The 17,367-nt window shown below is 52.9% G+C and carries 13 protein-coding genes; 5 read left to right on the plus strand and 8 right to left on the minus strand.

The annotated features are described in order from the left end of the window. Positions 1-32: 32 nt before the first annotated feature. From cyoE to LH86_RS10205, 6 genes are all read right to left on the minus strand, one after another. Positions 33-920: a heme o synthase gene (cyoE, locus tag LH86_RS10180; protein ID WP_008454592.1), complete on the minus strand. Its 888-nt coding sequence runs from the start codon at positions 918-920 to the stop codon at positions 33-35. Between the two features lie 11 nt (positions 921-931). After that, positions 932-1,261, minus strand: coding sequence for a cytochrome o ubiquinol oxidase subunit IV (locus tag LH86_RS10185; RefSeq protein WP_008454594.1), 330 nt, complete (start codon positions 1,259-1,261; stop codon positions 932-934). Further along, a complete protein-coding gene (locus LH86_RS10190; protein WP_039300877.1) occupies positions 1,261-1,869 on the minus strand; it encodes a cytochrome o ubiquinol oxidase subunit III in 609 nt (202 codons plus the stop codon). Before LH86_RS10190 ends, LH86_RS10185 begins: the two co-directional genes overlap by 1 nt. Then, entirely contained in the window at positions 1,859-3,850 is a 1,992-nt protein-coding gene (cyoB, locus tag LH86_RS10195) for a cytochrome o ubiquinol oxidase subunit I (RefSeq protein ID WP_039290766.1), read from the minus strand. Before cyoB ends, LH86_RS10190 begins: the two co-directional genes overlap by 11 nt. 19 nt (positions 3,851-3,869) lie before the next feature. Further along, the gene (cyoA, locus tag LH86_RS10200) at positions 3,870-4,832 is read right to left on the minus strand and encodes a cytochrome o ubiquinol oxidase subunit II (RefSeq protein WP_039300880.1); all 963 of its coding nucleotides are present in this window, start codon (positions 4,830-4,832) and stop codon (positions 3,870-3,872) included. Between the two features lie 664 nt (positions 4,833-5,496). Then, on the minus strand, positions 5,497-7,008 hold the full coding sequence (locus tag LH86_RS10205; protein WP_039300883.1) for an anion permease: 1,512 nt from the start codon (positions 7,006-7,008) through the stop codon (positions 5,497-5,499). 644 nt (positions 7,009-7,652) lie between these two features. On the opposite strand from LH86_RS10205, the gene LH86_RS10210 reads away from it, so the two are divergent. Next, the gene (locus LH86_RS10210; protein ID WP_039300885.1) at positions 7,653-10,430 is read left to right on the plus strand and encodes a flavocytochrome c; all 2,778 of its coding nucleotides are present in this window, start codon (positions 7,653-7,655) and stop codon (positions 10,428-10,430) included. 76 nt (positions 10,431-10,506) lie between these two features. On the opposite strand, the gene ampG is transcribed toward LH86_RS10210, so the two are convergent. Together ampG and LH86_RS10220 are read right to left on the minus strand one after the other, a co-directional pair. Then, complete coding sequence (gene ampG / locus LH86_RS10215) at positions 10,507-11,982, minus strand: muropeptide MFS transporter AmpG (RefSeq protein WP_039300888.1); 1,476 nt, start codon at positions 11,980-11,982, stop codon at positions 10,507-10,509. A 57-nt stretch (positions 11,983-12,039) separates the two neighbouring features. Continuing rightward, positions 12,040-12,618: a lipoprotein gene (locus tag LH86_RS10220; protein WP_008454604.1), complete on the minus strand. Its 579-nt coding sequence runs from the start codon at positions 12,616-12,618 to the stop codon at positions 12,040-12,042. Between the two features lie 305 nt (positions 12,619-12,923). Between LH86_RS10220 and bolA the strand changes: the two genes are divergently transcribed. The 4 genes from bolA to clpX all read left to right on the plus strand — a co-directional run bounded on the left by bolA (position 12,924) and on the right by clpX (position 17,213). Further along, positions 12,924-13,241, plus strand: coding sequence for a transcriptional regulator BolA (gene bolA, locus LH86_RS10225; RefSeq protein WP_008454607.1), 318 nt, complete (start codon positions 12,924-12,926; stop codon positions 13,239-13,241). 348 nt (positions 13,242-13,589) lie between these two features. Further along, a complete protein-coding gene (gene tig / locus LH86_RS10230) occupies positions 13,590-14,888 on the plus strand; it encodes a trigger factor (RefSeq protein WP_039290784.1) in 1,299 nt (432 codons plus the stop codon). A 295-nt stretch (positions 14,889-15,183) separates the two neighbouring features. After that, entirely contained in the window at positions 15,184-15,807 is a 624-nt protein-coding gene (gene clpP, locus LH86_RS10235) for an ATP-dependent Clp endopeptidase proteolytic subunit ClpP (RefSeq protein WP_008454616.1), read from the plus strand. A 131-nt stretch (positions 15,808-15,938) separates the two neighbouring features. Next, complete coding sequence (clpX, locus tag LH86_RS10240) at positions 15,939-17,213, plus strand: ATP-dependent protease ATP-binding subunit ClpX (RefSeq protein WP_008454617.1); 1,275 nt, start codon at positions 15,939-15,941, stop codon at positions 17,211-17,213. The last annotated feature ends 154 nt before the right edge of the window (positions 17,214-17,367 follow it).

Here is a 17,367-nt window from a genome sequence, read left to right on the forward strand (position 1 = left end):
GCACCGAGGTGCCCTTTTATGCTTTTCGCGACTTACCAGACGTAAGTCAGCAGATTATGTGAGTCTGGCACCATAAAATCGACCGACATCATGACGCTCAGCGAGGTAATGGCCACGATAGAGAAGATGAACAGCTTGCGCGCCCAGACCTTATCGTCTTCCACTTTATAGCCCCGCAGCGCCATGCCCAGCCACCAGACGCTGACCGCCGCGGCGACGATCAGGTATTTGTATCCGGCATAGCCGCCCAGAGAAAGCATCAGCGTCGCCACCGCAAAAGCGATGATGTACAGCGTGATGTGGTTCTTGGCGACGGAAATGCCTTTTACCACTGGCAGTACCGGAATATTGGCGGCCTGGTAATCTTTAAAGCGGAAGATGGCAATCGCGTACGAGTGCGGCATCTGCCACAGGCTAAAGATAGCCAGCAGGATAGCGGCACCGGTGTCGAACTCGTTGGTCACGGCACAGTAGCCGATAACCGGAGGAGCCGCACCGGACAGGCTGCCGATGAGCGTGCCGTAGACCGAGTGGCGTTTCATGTAGAGGCTATACACCCCGACATACACCACGAAGCCCATCACGGCCAGCCACATCGCCAGCGGATTAGCACCAAACCACAGCAGCATGAAGCCAGCAATACCCAACACGGTGGCGTACACCAGCGAAATTTTCGGTGAAATCAGGCCTTTAACCAGCACCCGATTTTTTGTTCTCTCCATTTTCTGGTCGATGTCGCGGTCGATAAAGTTGTTGTAAACACAACCTGATGCGACCACCAGTGATACGCCAACCAGCGTGTAGAGGAACAGCGGGTAATTAATGCTGCCCTTCGAGGCCAGTAAAAATCCCCCAATGACAGAAATTAAATTACCGAAAATAATTCCTGGTTTCGTTACTTGCAGGTATTGCTTAATCATACATGCCGCTCTTAGTGAACCATCATGTTCAGGTTGAGGTTCCACATAATCCAGATCGAGCCAATCACCAGAATGGCAATAATCAGCACCGTAAAGGCGAAGGCCACCAGGTTCCAGCGCTCACTCGACGAGGTGTTCAGATGCAGGAAGCACACGAGGTGCACCAGAATCTGGACGACTGCAGTCACCAGGATCACGGCAAGCATGGTGCCGTGAGAGGCCGTGCCTTCCATTACAATCCAGAACGGGATAGCCGTCAGGATGATAGACAGGATAAAACCTGTCATGTAGGTCTTCACGCTACCGTGGTGGGCGCCGCTATGTTCAGTTGAATGACTCATTACATTGCCCCCATCAGATAGACTACAGAGAATACGCAGATCCAAACCACGTCAAGGAAGTGCCAGAACAGGCTCAGGCACATCAGACGCGCACGGTTGGTGCTGGTCAGGCCGCGACGGGAAACATGAATCATCATGAATGCCATCCACACCAGACCGGACGTTACGTGCAGACCGTGAGTACCAACCAGCGCGAAGAACGCTGACAGGAAGCCGCTGCGATCCGGGCCGTAGCCTTCTTTGATCAGGTGATGGAATTCATAGATTTCCATCCCAACGAAGCCTGCACCGCACAGGAAGGTCAGCGCCAGCCAGGAGATAACCTGGCTTTTGTTGCCTTTGTTCATGGCGATGATCGCCATGCCGTAGGTGATGGAGCTCACCAGCAGCAGGGCAGTTTCAACGGCCACGAACGGCAGTTCGAAGATGTCTTTCCCTGCCGGGCCACCTGCAGTGCCGTTCACCAGAACGGCATAGGTCGCGAACAAGCAACAGAACAGAATGCAGTCGCTCATCAGGTAGATCCAGAAACCAAAGACCTTATTGGTTCCTGCATCGTGGTGCCCGTGCTCCGCGGCGTGGGCGTTATTTACAGTCTCAGTTGCCATTTTTCAGCCCTGCTTTGGTGAGTTCTTCGAAATGCTGATTTTCCAGTTTTTCGACTTCAGCCACCGGAACATAGTAATCCACATCTTCGTCGAAGCTTTTCGCAATCCAGGTGATAACGATGCCGGCAAAGCCAACAATCGCCAGCCACCAGATGTGCCAGATCATGGCAAAGCCAAACACGGTGCTGAATGCAGCGATGATGATACCGGCTGCGCTGTTGCGCGGCATATGAATCTCTTCATAGTGCGCAGGCTGCTTGTACGCTTCACCTTTCTCTTTCATCTCCCAGAATGCATCACGCTCGTGAACGTGCGGCAGGTGGGCGAAGTTATAGAACGGAGGTGGGGAAGAAGTTGCCCACTCCAGCGTACGGCCACCCCATGGGTCACCGGTCAGATCGCGGTTCTGCTCGCGGTCACGGATAGAGACGTAGAACTGAATCAGCTGGCACAGAATGCCCAGAGCGATCAGCGCCGCACCACAGGCCGCAACAACCAGCAGGGTGTGGAACTGTGGATCGATCTGCTGGCTCAGACGACGGGTCATGCCCATGAAGCCGAGCACGTACAGCGGCATAAATGCCACGAAGAAACCGATAATCCAGAACCAGAAGGCGCGTTTGCCCCAGGTTTCGTTCAGCGTGAAGCCGAACGCTTTTGGCCACCAGTAGGTCAGACCTGCGAAGCAACCGAAGACCACGCCGCCGATGATAACGTTGTGGAAGTGTGCAATCAGGAACAGGCTGTTGTGCAGCACGAAGTCCGCGCCCGGCACAGCCAGCAGAACACCGGTCATCCCACCGATAGAGAAGGTGACGATGAAGCCAATGGTCCACAGCATCGCAGAGTTAAAGACGATGCGGCCCTGATACATGGTGAACAGCCAGTTGAAGATCTTCACCCCGGTCGGGATGGCGATAATCATGGTGGCAATACCGAAGAAGGCGTTTACGTTCGCACCGCTGCCCATGGTGAAGAAGTGGTGCAGCCAAACGATGAACGACAGAACGGTAATCGCGATGGTCGCCCACACCAGAGAGGTGTAACCGAACAGACGCTTTTTAGAGAAGGTTGCAACCACCTCAGAGAACACACCAAACACCGGCAGCACCAGGATATAAACTTCCGGGTGGCCCCATGCCCAGATGAGGTTGATGTACATCATCATGTTGCCACCCATATCGTTGGTAAAGAAATGGGTGCCAAGGTAGCGGTCAAGGGTCAGCAGCGCGACGGTCACGGTGAAGATTGGGAACGCGGCGATAATCAGTACGTTAGTACACAGCGAAGCCCAGGTGAACACCGGCATTTTGAACATAGTCATACCCGGGGTACGCATGTTCAGAATGGTCACAAAGAAGTTAATACCGGTCAGTGTCGTACCGATACCGGATAGCTGGAGACTCCAGATCCAGTAATCGACCCCGACGCCCGGACTGTACTCAATCCCCGATAGCGGCGGATATGCCACCCAGCCGGTCTGAGCGAATTCGCCCACCCCAAGGGAGATGTTAACCAGCACCACGCCGACAACGGTGAACCAGAAGCTCAGGTTGTTCAGGAATGGGAAGGCAACGTCACGCGCGCCAATCTGTAAAGGCACAACGATGTTCATCAGGCCGATAACAAAAGGCATCGCCACGAAGAAGATCATGATAACGCCGTGGGCGGTAAAGATCTGATCGTAGTGGTGAGGCGGCAGGAAGCCCGCTTCGCCGGCGGAGGCCAGCACCTGCTGGCTACGCATCATTACCGCATCGGCAAAGCCGCGCAGCAGCATGACGATAGCAAGAATAACGTACATCACGCCGAGGCGTTTGTGGTCAACGGAAGTTAGCCACTCTTTCCATAAATATTCCCACTTACCGAAGTAAGTGATAGCCGCAAGCAGCGCCAGTCCCCCGACGATGATTGCCGCAACCGTAACCATGACAATTGGCTCATGGTACGGGATTGCATCCAGTGTAAGTTTTCCGAACATCGTATTATTCCTCGGCCCCTTAGTGAGAGGTTTCCGCGTGACTCATGTCCATGCCTTCCATACCTTCCATGCCTTTCATATCGTCATGGGAAGCCTGTTCACCTTCCGGCTTGGTCATGTGCATGCTCCCGTGTCCCATAAATTTGTTAATCACGTCTTTAAACAAATCAGGTTTAACACTGGAGAAGTATTCGACTTTGTTGTATTCGCTTGGTGCGGCCAGTTTCTCGTAGGTCGCCATATCGTTCATGACTTCAGGAGACTGTTTCGCTTTAGCAACCCATTGGTTAAAGGTGTCCATGTCCGGCGTGGCGATAGCCTTGAACTTCATGCCGGAGAAACCTTTACCGCTGTAGTTTGACGAAATACCGTCGTAGGTGCCTGCTTCATCGGCAATCAGGTGCAGTTTGGTCTGCATACCTGCCATTGCGTAGATTTGGCTACCCAGGCGCGGAATAAAGAAGGAGTTCATCACCGAGTTAGAGGTGATTTTGAATTCCACTGGGGTATTGGCCGGGAAGGCGATTTCATTCACCGTAGCGATACCCTGCTCCGGATAGATGAAGAACCATTTCCAGTCCATGGCGATAACTTCGATGGTCACCGGCTTCGCTTCATGTTCCAGCGGGCGGCTAGGTTCAAGAGAGTGAGTGGTTTTCCAGGTCAGTACCGCGAGGAAGATAACGATAAGGATAGGAATCGTCCAGACTACAGCTTCCACTTTGTTCGAGTGCGACCAGTTAGGGCTGTATTTGGCGTCTTTGTTGGATGCCCGATACTTCCAGGCAAAACCGATAGCCATTGCAATTGCAGGGATAACGACAATCAACATCAGGCCGATGGCCGTCAGTATCAGTGAACGTTGTTCCAGTCCGATCTGTCCTTTGGGATCCAGGAGTGCAGAATCACAGCCACTGAGTAAAAAAGTGCCTGCGATTAATGACAACCATCCCAAACTTTTATTGTATTTCCTGAGTCTCATTTAACGACCTCAATTCCAGGGAGCTCTATTGTCGTTTAAAGTGTGCCGGCATTTTACGGGAAGGTTACATTACTGTAAACATGAATGGCGCAGTGTCAGTAGGGTGTTACCGGGTTCTGCCTACGATGTCACACAGAATGCAACAAACTGTAAAATCTAGCGTTGGTGCGCGGGCTCCGCAGGTTATAACGAAAACCTATGTTGGCGGAAATAGTCCGGGGAAATGAGTATAACCAGTCAAATTAAAATACATTTAATTAACAATGCGGCAGCATTTGTCACATGTTTCCAACAAATATTAATTTCTCACCGGGCTGAATCGTTAAGGATAATCTTTTAATGCTTATTGAACAAAGTAATTAAAGAAAACTGTATTTAATTACGATAAATAGTCCTCGACGGTAACACTTAATGGTCTGGGTAATTAATAGACAAAAAAAGTAACTATCCGGTATTAATTACATTTCATCCAGGGGATTAAACGCCGATTGCTTTCGGTTTTGAGTGTTTTATATACAGTCAGGAGAGTGTCTTTAAGGTGCGTCTGGTCATATTCTATCCGACACCTACAGCGCTAACTTTACTGTGCGAGCGTCTCTGACATGTCTCATAAGCAAAAAAAGCCCCCGATTAATTCGGGGGCTTTCGCATCAAACGTTGTGCATCAGAACATCAGCACCATCCACGGGTAGCTGATAAGCATCAGCGAACAGAGGAAAATGGCGCCAAAGATGGTGCCCATGCGCCAGTAATCTTTGGTTGGCAGGTAGCCGCTGCCGTAGTAAATCGGGCTTGGGCCGGTGCCGTACGGGGTGATGATCCCCATCACGCCGAGCGAGGTCACCATCATCAGGCAGAAGACCGGCATATTAATACCCGGAATGGATGCGGCGATGGTCAGCGTGGCCGGCAGCAGGGCGGTGGTATGTGCCGTGGTGCTGGCAAACAGATAGTGCAGCAGGTAGAACGCCACCAGCAGCATCACCGCCGACACCTGTGGGTCGAAACCGTGCAGCAGTGCGGCACCTTCTTTACCCAGCCAGGCAATAAAGCCCACGCGGGCCAGGCCATCGGCCAGCGCCACCAGGGTGGCAAACCAGGCGAAGGTATTCCAGGCTGGTTTATTGCTGATGATATCGTTCCAGTTCAGAACCCCGGTCCACAGCATCAACACGATAACCAGCAGGGCGGCCATCGCAGGTTCAATCCACGCAGCGGCAAAAATCCACATCAACAGGGCGCTACACACGAACAGCAGCAGCAGGATTTCGTTGCGCGACAGTTTGCCCAGTTTTTCCAGCTCTGCGGCAGCCCACTTCGGCACTTCGTCATTCACCTTCACTTCCGGCGGGTAGAACCAGTAAGCCAGCAGCGGCATGGTGAGGATCAGCAGCACGCCCAGCGGCAGGAAGGCGAGGAACCACATGCCCCAGGAGATCTCAAAGCCGATGATGCTTTTCACCAGCGCCAGCGCCAGCAGGTTCGGTGCCAGTGCGGAGAGGAACATCGAGCTGGTGATACAGGCGGCGCTGATCGCCACCCACATCAGGTAAGAGCCAATTCTGCGCGAGCTTGGGTCATTCGGCAGAGAGCCATACAGCGGCGGCAGGTTAGCAATAATCGGGTAAATAGTGCCCCCACTGCGCGCGGTGTTAGACGGCGTGAACGGGGCGAGCAGCAGGTCGGCGAAGGTGATCGCGTAGCCCAGCGTCAGGCTGCGTCGACCCAGGTACTTCACCAGAATCAGCGCCAGACGGCGGCCAAACTGCGTTTTGTCGTAGCCGGCGGCAAACATAAAGGCGCCGAAGATCAGCCACACGGTGGAGTTGCTAAAGCCGCTGACCGCCCACTGGAAGGACTGGCTCGCCAGCTTAAATTTAGGATCTGCCAGCTCGGCCGGGCTAAACAATAGCCACTGGCTGAACAGCGCGATAACCACGATGCCCGTCAACCCGATAACTGCCCCTGGTAAGGGTTCGAAGATCAGCCCGACAATCACGCCGACGAAGATGGCGAAGAAGTGCCATGCGTAGGGCTCTAATCCGGCCGGAACCGGAAGCAGTAATATAATGATGCTGATAAGGATCGGTAAAAATAGCAATATCAAGCGCTTTTTATTCCCCGCATCTGGGGGCGATGCTTTCGTTGTCGCGCTTATTGGTGAGGTGTTAGTCATAGCCTGTGCCTTAAAGTTATCATGATGAATTCGATTAATATTCCCTGTAAAACCTGTTTCCCGACTTTTATTTCCACCTCATCTTTTATAGGCAGAATTTTATACATTCATGATAGTTTTTTTAACCGGTGCAAATCTGACCGCTCATCGCACCAGCTCCCTGCCTCCCTTTAACCTCATATTTATTGAGTGATAAGAGATTGTTTCTTGAATCCTTCATCATACTGAAATAGTGGGAGATTATCCCTTCTTTTGCGCTCCTGCTGGCCGTGCCAGGTATTTGATTTTGGTTTCTGTATAGCAAAAAGCCAACGATTTTATTTAACTAAAAAATTCGTATCATTTATATCCATAGTATTTAAGTGGTTAAAGATCAAATCGTAACCTGATGTAAATATGCCGCGTCGCTGATTGCCATCGGCTATTCAGTAGAAGCAAAGTGATATAAAACCTTTTGTTATTTATGGTTATTATTTGTATTTGCTTTTTTTAAGGTGTTGACTAACATTCGAAAAATATATTCCGCAAAATTGCCGTTTCTGTTCCCAAATTCAAATTACGTTACTCCTGATAATTGTGTTGCCTGCCGGGGCTATTCATTGAGTGCCGGACAATGTCGACCTCACCTGCTGGAATGATAAAGAATGAACTCCAAAACTCCGATCCTGAAGCCACTCACCCTGCCCAACGGCGCGGTGCTGAAAAATCGCCTGATCATGGCGCCGATGACCACCTGTACCGGTTTTTACGACGGTAGCGTGCCGAGTGATTTGGTTGAATATTATCGCGAACGTGCCGGCACGATCGGCACGGTCATTGTTGAATGCTGCTTTATCGATCCTAAAGGTCCCGCTTTCCCTGGCGCACTGGCTATCGACAGTGACAACAAAATCCCAGGACTCGCGCGCATTGCCAGCGCGATTAAATCCCGTGGCTCTAAAGCCATTCTGCAGATTTATCACGGCGGCCGGATGGTTGAGCCGGAGCTGATTGGTGGCAAGAAGCCCGTCGCGCCAAGCGCCATTGCCGCACCGCGTGAAGGGGCCACCACGCCAGAAGCCCTTACCGCCGAAGAAGTGGATGTGATGATCACCAAGTTTGGCGATGCCGTTAACCGTGCCATTAAAGCCGGGTTTGACGGCGTGGAGATCCACGGCGCAAACACTTACCTGATCCAGCAGTTCTATTCGCCAAACTCTAACCAGCGTGACGATAAGTGGGGTGGCAGCCGAGACAACCGCGCACGCTTCCCGCTGGAAGTGCTCGAAATCACCCACAAAATGGCCAGCCGCTTCGCCGATGCTTCCTTTATTATCGGCTACCGTTTCTCGCCGGAAGAGATTGAGGTACCGGGCATTCGCTTTGACGACACCATGTACCTGCTGGAAAAGCTGGCGGAAAGGGGCGTGGATTACCTGCACTTCTCCGTGGGTTATTTCAAGCGTGCGTCGATCGTTGATACCAAAGATCCGACCATGCTGATCAACAAATATCTGACGATGCGGTCTGAAACGCTGGCGAAAGTGCCGGTTATCGGGGTCGGGGGCGTCGTTAACCGCAGCGATGCCGAAGAAGCGCTGGGCCTGGGTTACGACCTGATTGCCGTCGGTAAAGCCTGTATTGCTTACCCGGACTGGGCCGATCGCATTCTAAAAAATGAAACGCTGGATCTGTTCATCGACAGCACCAAGCGCGAAGAGCTGCTGATCCCCGAGCCGCTGTGGCGCTTCTCGCTGGTCGATGCCATGATCCGCGACACCAGTACGTCTGGCCGCAAATACAAAGCCGGGGTCTTCCAGGAGAAAGTGGAGGCCGAAGCGCTCAAGCTCAAAATCAGCGTCACGCTCGACACCGACCGTATCACCGACATTACCCTGGTGCAGGACGATTCGGTAGATGTCGACTTCACCCCAAGTTTCGAAATTTTACGTTCGCGTATGCTGGTGGCCAACAGCCCGTATGTGGATGCGGTGACCGGGGCAACGGCACAAAGTGAGGCCCTGAAGAAAGCAGTCTCCCGCGCGATGACCACGTCCAGCAAAGAGCATGTGATTGAAGAAGGCGGTAACCCGGATGCGCCACAAAGCTACGATGTGGCGGTGATCGGCAGCGGGGGCGCAGGACTGGCGGCGGCTATTCGTGCTTCCGACGCCGGTGCCCGCGTGGTGATCATCGAGAAGATGCCAACCATCGGCGGCAACACCATCAAAGCTTCCGTAGGCATGAACGCCGCGGAGACTCGCTTCCAGGCGATGAAGGGCATCAAAGACAGCAAAGAGCTGTTTTACGATGAGACGCTGAAAGGCGGTAAATTCAGAAACAATACTGAGCTGCTCAAAGAGTTCGTCGAGCGCGCGCCAGGCGCCATTGATTGGCTGGCAAGCCTGGATATCGTCCTGAACGACATCACCATCACCGGCGGGATGAGCATTGACCGTACGCACCGCCCGGCAGACCGCTCGGCCGTTGGTGGCTTCCTGATAAGCGGCCTGGTCAACAACGTCAACCAGCGCAGTATCGACGTTCTGCTGGATACCACCGTGGAGGAGATCCTGCATGAAAATGGTGTGGTAACCGGGGTTAAGGTTGCGAACGAATATAACGAGCACCATATTCTGCTGGCGAAAAGCGTGGTTGTGGCTACCGGCGGCTTCAGCGCCAACCGTAAAATGGTGGTTCACTACCGCCCTGAGCTGAAAGGTTTTGTGACCACCAACCATAAAGGCGCAACCGGGAGCGGTATTGCCCTGCTGGAGAAGATCGGCGCCGGTACGGTGGACATGGATCAGATCCAGATCCACCCGACCGTGGAGCAAACCACCTCTTATCTGATCTCCGAGTCCATTCGCGGCGGCGGGGCTATTCTGGTCAGTCAGGAAGGGCAGCGCTTCTTCAATGAGCTGGAAACCCGTGACAAGGTTTCCGCAGAGATTATCGCTCTGCCGGAAAAAAGTGCCTGGATCCTGTTTGATGAGCAGGTACGCCAGAACAACAAAGCGGCGGATGAATATATTGCCCGTGGGTTTGTGATCAGCGCCCCAACGGCGGAAGAGCTGGCGGTGAAGCTGAATATGGATGCGCACGCGCTGCAGCAAACGCTGGATCGTTACAACGGCTTTGTGAAGCAGAAAAAGGACGAAGACTTTGGGCGTACCACCGGGATGCGTTTCCCGCTGGACACCGGGCCATACTACGCGATCCGCATTGCGCCGGGGGTTCACCACACGATGGGCGGTGTCACTATTAACACCAGCGCAGAAGTGGTGACTGAACAGCATCAGGTGATTCAGGGCGTCTGGGCTGCGGGTGAAGTTGTGGGCGGTATTCACGGTGCAAACCGCATCGGCGGTAATGCCGTCGCCGATATCATCATCTTTGGTACGCTTGCCGGGCAAAACGCAGCGGCGCACGCGCTGGCTTAAGGCGATAAAAAAGCCGGCAGGGTGACCTTGCCGGCTTTCTCAGACCGGGCGGTAATCTGCCCGGTTTTTATTCTTATCAGATAAGCGCCGTTTTGCGCAGGGCGAGGAAGTCCAGCAGGCCGCCAAACAGAATCCCACCGATGGCGAACAAAGCGCCCCATTCCAGCAGCTGTAAACCAAACGTCCATTCGGTCAGCCCCAGCGCATTGCTGATAATAACCAGCAGCCACGCCGCCAGCAGCAGGCAGCCAAAGCCGAGAATACGCAGCGCCAGGCGGTAAGCCGGGGCAAATTCGCTACGTGACATGAAGGTTTCGTTTTGCTGAGTGAACTCCAGCGTGCGCTTACAGACCAGCAATAGCAGGATCCCCGGTACTGCGGCGACGACAGAGAACAGGTAGAACGTTGGCCAGCCGTGGGCTTCCACGAACCAGCCAGCAATCGGGCCGACATACACTCGGCCAACGGCGGAAAGCGCGGAAAGCAGCGCAAACTGGGTGGCTGAAAATGACTTATTGCACAGCGTCATCAGCAGCGCCACGAAGGCTGCAGTGCCCATGCCGCCGCAGAGGTTCTCGAAGAACACCGCGCTCGCCATGGTAATCATGTCTTTATCCGTTACCGACAGCAGCCAGTAACCGGCGTTGGACACGCCCTGCAAAATGCCGAAGATCAGCAAGGCGCGGAACAGCGTTAGCTTTTGCATCAGCATTCCGCCAAGCAGCGCGCCGAAAATGGTGGCGCACAGCCCCAGCGTTTTATTCACCACGCCGACTTCACCGGCATCAAAGCCAACGCCGCGGATCAGGAACGTGGTAGTCAGGCTCATGGCAAAGGCATCGCCCAGCTTATAAAGCACAATTAGCAGCAAAATTAGCCAGGCATTGTTGCGGCCAAAGAAGTCACGCAGCGGTTCAACGACGGCGCGCTCCAGACTTTTAGGGACGGGGACGGCATCTGTAGGTTCTGGCGCCAAAAGTGTGGCGATAATACAGGGCACAAGCAGGGCCGCCATCAGCCAGTAGGTGGCCTGCCAGCCTAAATAGCGGTCCGCCAGCCACAGCGCGAGACCGCCGGAAACCAGCATTGCCAGGCGGTAGCCAAGCACGCTGATGGCGGCGCCGGTCCCGCGTTCCTCGGCAGACAAAACGTCAGTTTTCCAGGCATCAAAGACGATGTCTTGAGAGGCTGAACAGAAGGCGATGATCACCGCCAGCGCAGCCATCCAGCGCAGCTGCGAGGAAGGTTCAAGGAACCCCATGGCGGCAATCGCCACCAACAACAGAGTTTGCGTGATTAACAGCCAGCCACGTCGACGCCCAAGCAGCGGCGGGGTGTAGCGGTCCATTACCGGCGACCAAAGAAACTTAAAGACGTAGGCCTGGCCTACAAGCGAGAAGAAACCGATGGTTTTCAGGTCGATATTTTCGACGGTCATCCAGGCCTGAAGCGTACCTGAAGTCAGGGCTAAAGGCAGGCCGGACGCAAAGCCCAGAATCAGCAAAATGGCTGATTTTGGCTGCTGAAAGATGCGCAGATAATGATTGGACATAGGGGAATTGTGCAAACTCTGTTGTTGGCCCGCGTGAGCAGGCCAACGGGGTAAAAATTAACGAGCGTTCTGCTTGACGAAGTCGTGAACGCTGGTGTCCTGAGCCATATCCGCAATGGTATCGGTCAGCACGGAGTTAACCGCGTCAGCGATATTTTTATTGGTAGCCTGGAACGCGCCTTCAACGTTATAGCTGGAGCGGTAGTTCTTGGTCATCTTGTTACCGTTCTTCGCGGTAGCAATGATGGAGATATCCGCTTTAGTGGCGATGTTGTAGCGCACGTTACCCTGGGAAACGTCTGCATACAGCTGGTTAACGATGATCTGCAGATCAACCGGACTGTTTGGCCCAATCATATAACCGCGCGCGGTCATCTGCTTCTCCAGCACTTCCTGCAGCAGGAAGCGCAGATCGCGGGATGGCGTCAGCGTGACTAGCTGATTGTCACGGGTCACTTTCGCCAGCGCCTGGCTGGTACGCTGATCGGCACCGTTGATGCTTAGCGTCACGCCCATCAGGCTTGGATCCTGCTGTGGCAGAGTGATCTTTGGTGACACTTCAATGGTCGTTGGCGGTGTTGCGCAGCTGGCCAGCATAAACATGGCAACCAGCGGGAAAAGTAATTTTTTTAACATGTTCGCTTTCTCAATGTACTCAAAGGGCAGGCTGATAAAAAATCACGCCATCATAACACTGCGGTCGTGCAGGGGAAGTGCTTAACGCACGGAATTTCATCGCGTTGCCATTTTTCCGGGCTTCAGCAAAACCTTCTGACACTTTTCATTCGGTTTAGTGCCTTAACCCTATGAACGTTCTGATAACCGGGTGAAGAAAGGCCCGCGAAAGTTAAATTTTTGTTGTGTTCAAAGCAAAATCTGGCTAAAAGCGGCTAACATTTAAAGGGATGAGTGGCATCTCTACGTTGTCGAGGAGAAAGTTCATGCTGATACGCGAGCAGATAGAAGAGAAGTTAAAAGCCGCCTTTACCCCCGCGTACCTGGAAGTCGTGGATGAAAGCTATCGTCACAATGTCCCCGCGGGTTCAGAAAGCCATTTTAAAGTCGTGTTGGTTAGCGATCGCTTCACCGGCGAACGCTTTTTAAACCGCCATCGCATGATTTATGGCACATTGAGCGAGGAACTGGCAGGCCCGGTACACGCGCTGGCGCTGCACACTTACACTGTCAAAGAGTGGGAAGGGCTGCAGGATACCGTGTTTGCCTCCCCGAACTGCCGTGGCGCGGGCAGCATTGCCTGATTAACCGCTAAGCGTTTGCAACTAAGGGAACTTTTCCGTTATGTTGCGGTATGTATACTGCGTTTCCAAAAACGGCCTGCGGGCCGTTTTGTTTTGTCTGCCTCTTTAAGGGAGCGGGCAAAAAAGAATAAATGACAAAGAAGTGTGAAAAAGGCCGCAGCCGAGCGCTATTGCCGTTCTCGACTCACCCCAGTGATGCCGCTATAATGCTGCGTCTTATTTTTTGAATGTCTTCGGGATGATTCTGACGACAGGGAATGTGTTTCTGATTCAGAGAACATCCTGGTTCTGTGAAGCCACCAGGGCTTCCAGAGTTGACCGAGCACTGTGATTTTTTGAGGTAACAAGATGCAAGTTTCAGTTGAAACCACTCAGGGCCTTGGCCGCCGTCTCACGCTTACCATCGCTGCAGACAGCATCGAAACCGCTGTAAAAAGCGAGCTGGTCAACGTGGCTAAAAAAGTACGTATCGACGGCTTCCGTAAGGGTAAAGTGCCGATGACCGTAGTTGCTCAGCGTTATGGCGCATCTGTACGCCAGGACGTGCTGGGTGAACTGATGAGCCGCAACTTCATTGATGCGATCATCAAAGAGAAGATCAATCCGGCTGGCGCACCTAACTACGTGCCGGGCGAATACAAACTGGGCGAAGACTTCACCTACGCGGTAGAGTTTGAAGTGTACCCAGAAGTTGAGCTGCAGGGTCTGGAAGCCATCGAAGTTGAAAAACCGGTTGTTGAAGTGACCGACGAAGACGTTGATGCCATGCTGGACACCCTGCGCAAGCAGCAGGCGACCTGGAAAGACAGCGACGCTGCAGCGACTGCAGAAGATCGCGTTACCATCGATTTCACCGGTTCCGTTGACGGCGAAGTGTTCGAAGGCGGCAAAGCCTCTGACTTCGTGCTGGCAATGGGTCAGGGTCGTATGATCCCTGGCTTCGAAGACGGTATCGTTGGCCACAAAGCGGGCGAAGAGTTCACTATCGAAGTGACCTTCCCGGAAGAATATCACGCTGAAAACCTGAAAGGGAAAGCGGCGAAGTTCGACATCGTGCTGAAGAAAGTTGAAGCACGTGAGCTGCCAGAATTCACAGAAGAGTTCATCAAGCGTTTCGGCGTTGAAGATGGTTCCGTAGCTGGTCTGCGTACCGAAGTGCGTAAAAACATGGATCGCGAACTGAAAGGCGCCGTGCGTAACCGCATCAAGTCTCAGGCAATCGACGGTCTGGTTAACGCCAACAACATCGATGTGCCAGCTGCGCTGATCGACGGCGAAATCGACGTTCTGCGTCGTCAGGCTGCACAGCGTTTCGGTGGCAACGAGAAACAGGCTCTGGAACTGCCACGTGAACTGTTCGAAGAGCAGGCTAAACGTCGCGTAGTTGTTGGTCTGCTGCTGGGCGAAGTGATTCGTACCCATGAGCTGAAAGCTGACGAAGAGCGTGTTAAAGGTCTGATCGAAGAAATGGCTTCTGCCTACGAAGATCCGACTGAAGTCATCGAGTTCTACGGTAAAAACAAAGAGCTGATGGACAACATGCGCAACGTTGCGCTGGAAGAGCAGGCTGTTGAAGCCGTTCTGGCTAAAGCGAAAGTGTCCGAAAAAGCGACCACTTTCAGCGAGCTGATGAACCAGCAGGCGTAAGTGCTTTTTGGCTAATTAGCCAAAAACCGCTGCATCAGGCCCGTCACCTTTTGGTGGCGGGCTTTTTTTATTGCTAAATCACACGATAAGCCATCAATAAATCCCCATTTCAGGGTTAGCGTAACAACAAAAGGTTGTTATGCTTGAAACAGGGCAAATCATCCCCATTATTCGGGTGAGGTTCCATTAACAATCCCTGACTGACTCCGTCCAGAATTGGCGCAAGGAACATAGTCAATATCCTGCGTCTCAAGTAGAATCAGTACAGTAGGCTTAATTACTCCAGGAGACGGACATGTCATACAGTGGCGAACGAGATCAATTAGCACCCCATATGGCCCTGGTGCCGATGGTTGTTGAACAAACATCCCGCGGCGAACGTTCATACGATATCTATTCTCGTCTGCTTAAGGAGCGCGTCATCTTCCTGACCGGTCAGGTAGAAGATCATATGGCTAACCTGATTGTGGCGCAGATGCTGTTTCTGGAAGCAGAAAACCCGGAAAAAGATATCTATCTTTACATCAACTCTCCGGGTGGCGTAATTACGGCCGGGATGTCGATTTACGACACCATGAAGTTTATTAAGCCGGACGTCAGCACCATTTGTATGGGCCAGGCCTGCTCGATGGGTGCATTCCTGCTGACCGCTGGGGCAAAAGGTAAGCGTTTCTGCCTGCCGAACTCCCGCGTCATGATTCACCAGCCGCTGGGCGGCTATCAGGGCCAGGCGACGGATATCGAAATCCACGCGAAAGAGATCCTGAAAGTGAAAGCACGTATGAACGAGCTGATGGCGGAACATACGGGCAAATCGCTTGAACAAATCGAGAAAGACACCGAGCGCGATCGTTTCCTCTCCGCAAGCGAAGCGGTAGAGTACGGTTTAGTCGATTCGATCCTGACTCACCGTAACTAATGCCCGAAGCTTTAGGCCGCTATACTATAGTCAAAGTCGCGGCCTGACTTAACGCTTCGCTATCGGCTGCGCCGTAGAATGGCACTTGTGCTACCGGTGGTAGCACACAGAAAAGAGAAGAGGTTTTACTGATGACAGATAAGCGCAAAGACGGTTCAGGCAAACTGCTGTACTGCTCTTTTTGCGGCAAAAGCCAGCATGAAGTGCGCAAGCTGATTGCCGGGCCGTCAGTGTATATCTGCGATGAGTGTGTCGATTTATGTAACGACATCATTCGCGAAGAGATTAAAGAAGTTGCGCCGCACCGTGAACGCAGCGCGCTGCCAACGCCGCACGAAATTCGCCACCATCTTGACGATTATGTTATCGGCCAGGAGCAAGCGAAAAAAGTGTTAGCGGTTGCGGTTTACAACCACTACAAACGTCTGCGCAACAGCGACACGTCCAACGGCGTTGAGCTGGGTAAAAGCAACATCTTGCTGATCGGCCCGACCGGTAGCGGTAAAACGCTGCTGGCAGAAACGCTGGCTCGCCTGCTGGATGTACCATTTACTATGGCCGATGCTACCACGCTGACTGAAGCAGGTTACGTGGGCGAAGACGTTGAAAACATTATTCAGAAGCTGCTGCAGAAATGCGACTACGACGTACAGAAAGCTCAGCGCGGTATCGTGTACATCGATGAGATCGATAAAATCTCCCGCAAATCTGATAACCCGTCCATCACCCGTGACGTGTCCGGTGAAGGCGTACAGCAGGCGCTGCTGAAACTGATTGAAGGCACCGTGGCTGCCGTTCCACCTCAGGGTGGCCGTAAGCATCCGCAGCAGGAATTCCTGCAGGTTGATACCTCCAAGATTCTGTTTATCTGCGGCGGCGCATTTGCAGGCCTGGATAAAGTTATCGCCAACCGCGTGGAAACGGGTTCAGGTATCGGTTTTGGCGCAACGGTAAAAGCGAAGTCTGAGAAAGCCAGCGAAGGCCAGTTGCTCGGCCAGGTAGAACCAGAAGATCTGATCAAATTTGGTCTGATCCCTGAGTTCATTGGTCGTCTGCCGGTAGTTGCGACCTTAAGCGAACTGAGCGAAGACGCGCTGATCCAGATCCTGAAAGAGCCGAAAAATGCCCTGACCAAACAGTATCAGGCATTGTTCAATCTGGAAGGCGTAGAGCTGGAATTCCGGGATGAAGCGCTCGACGCGATTGCGAAGAAAGCGATGATCCGTAAAACCGGTGCTCGTGGCCTGCGTTCCATCGTGGAAGGCGCGCTGCTGGACACTATGTACGATCTGCCATCTCTGGATGACGTGGAAAAAGTGGTGATTGACGAGTCCGTCATCGCTGGCCAGTCCAAACCGCTATTAATTTATGGTAAGCCGGAAGCGCAGCAGGCATCCGGTGAATAATTCGCCAGAATAACCAGTCAGTTAATAAGAAAATGGGGGATTTTATCCCCCATTTATTTTTCCTGCATTCCTACAGTTGAATGTCCGGGAAACAGCCCCATATACTGATTTACTTGTTGGTGGAGCGGAAGCGTTCACCAAATCACCTGGCGGA

This window comes from Cedecea neteri, assembly GCF_000758325.1.
Taxonomy (GTDB): domain Bacteria; phylum Pseudomonadota; class Gammaproteobacteria; order Enterobacterales; family Enterobacteriaceae; genus Cedecea; species Cedecea neteri_B.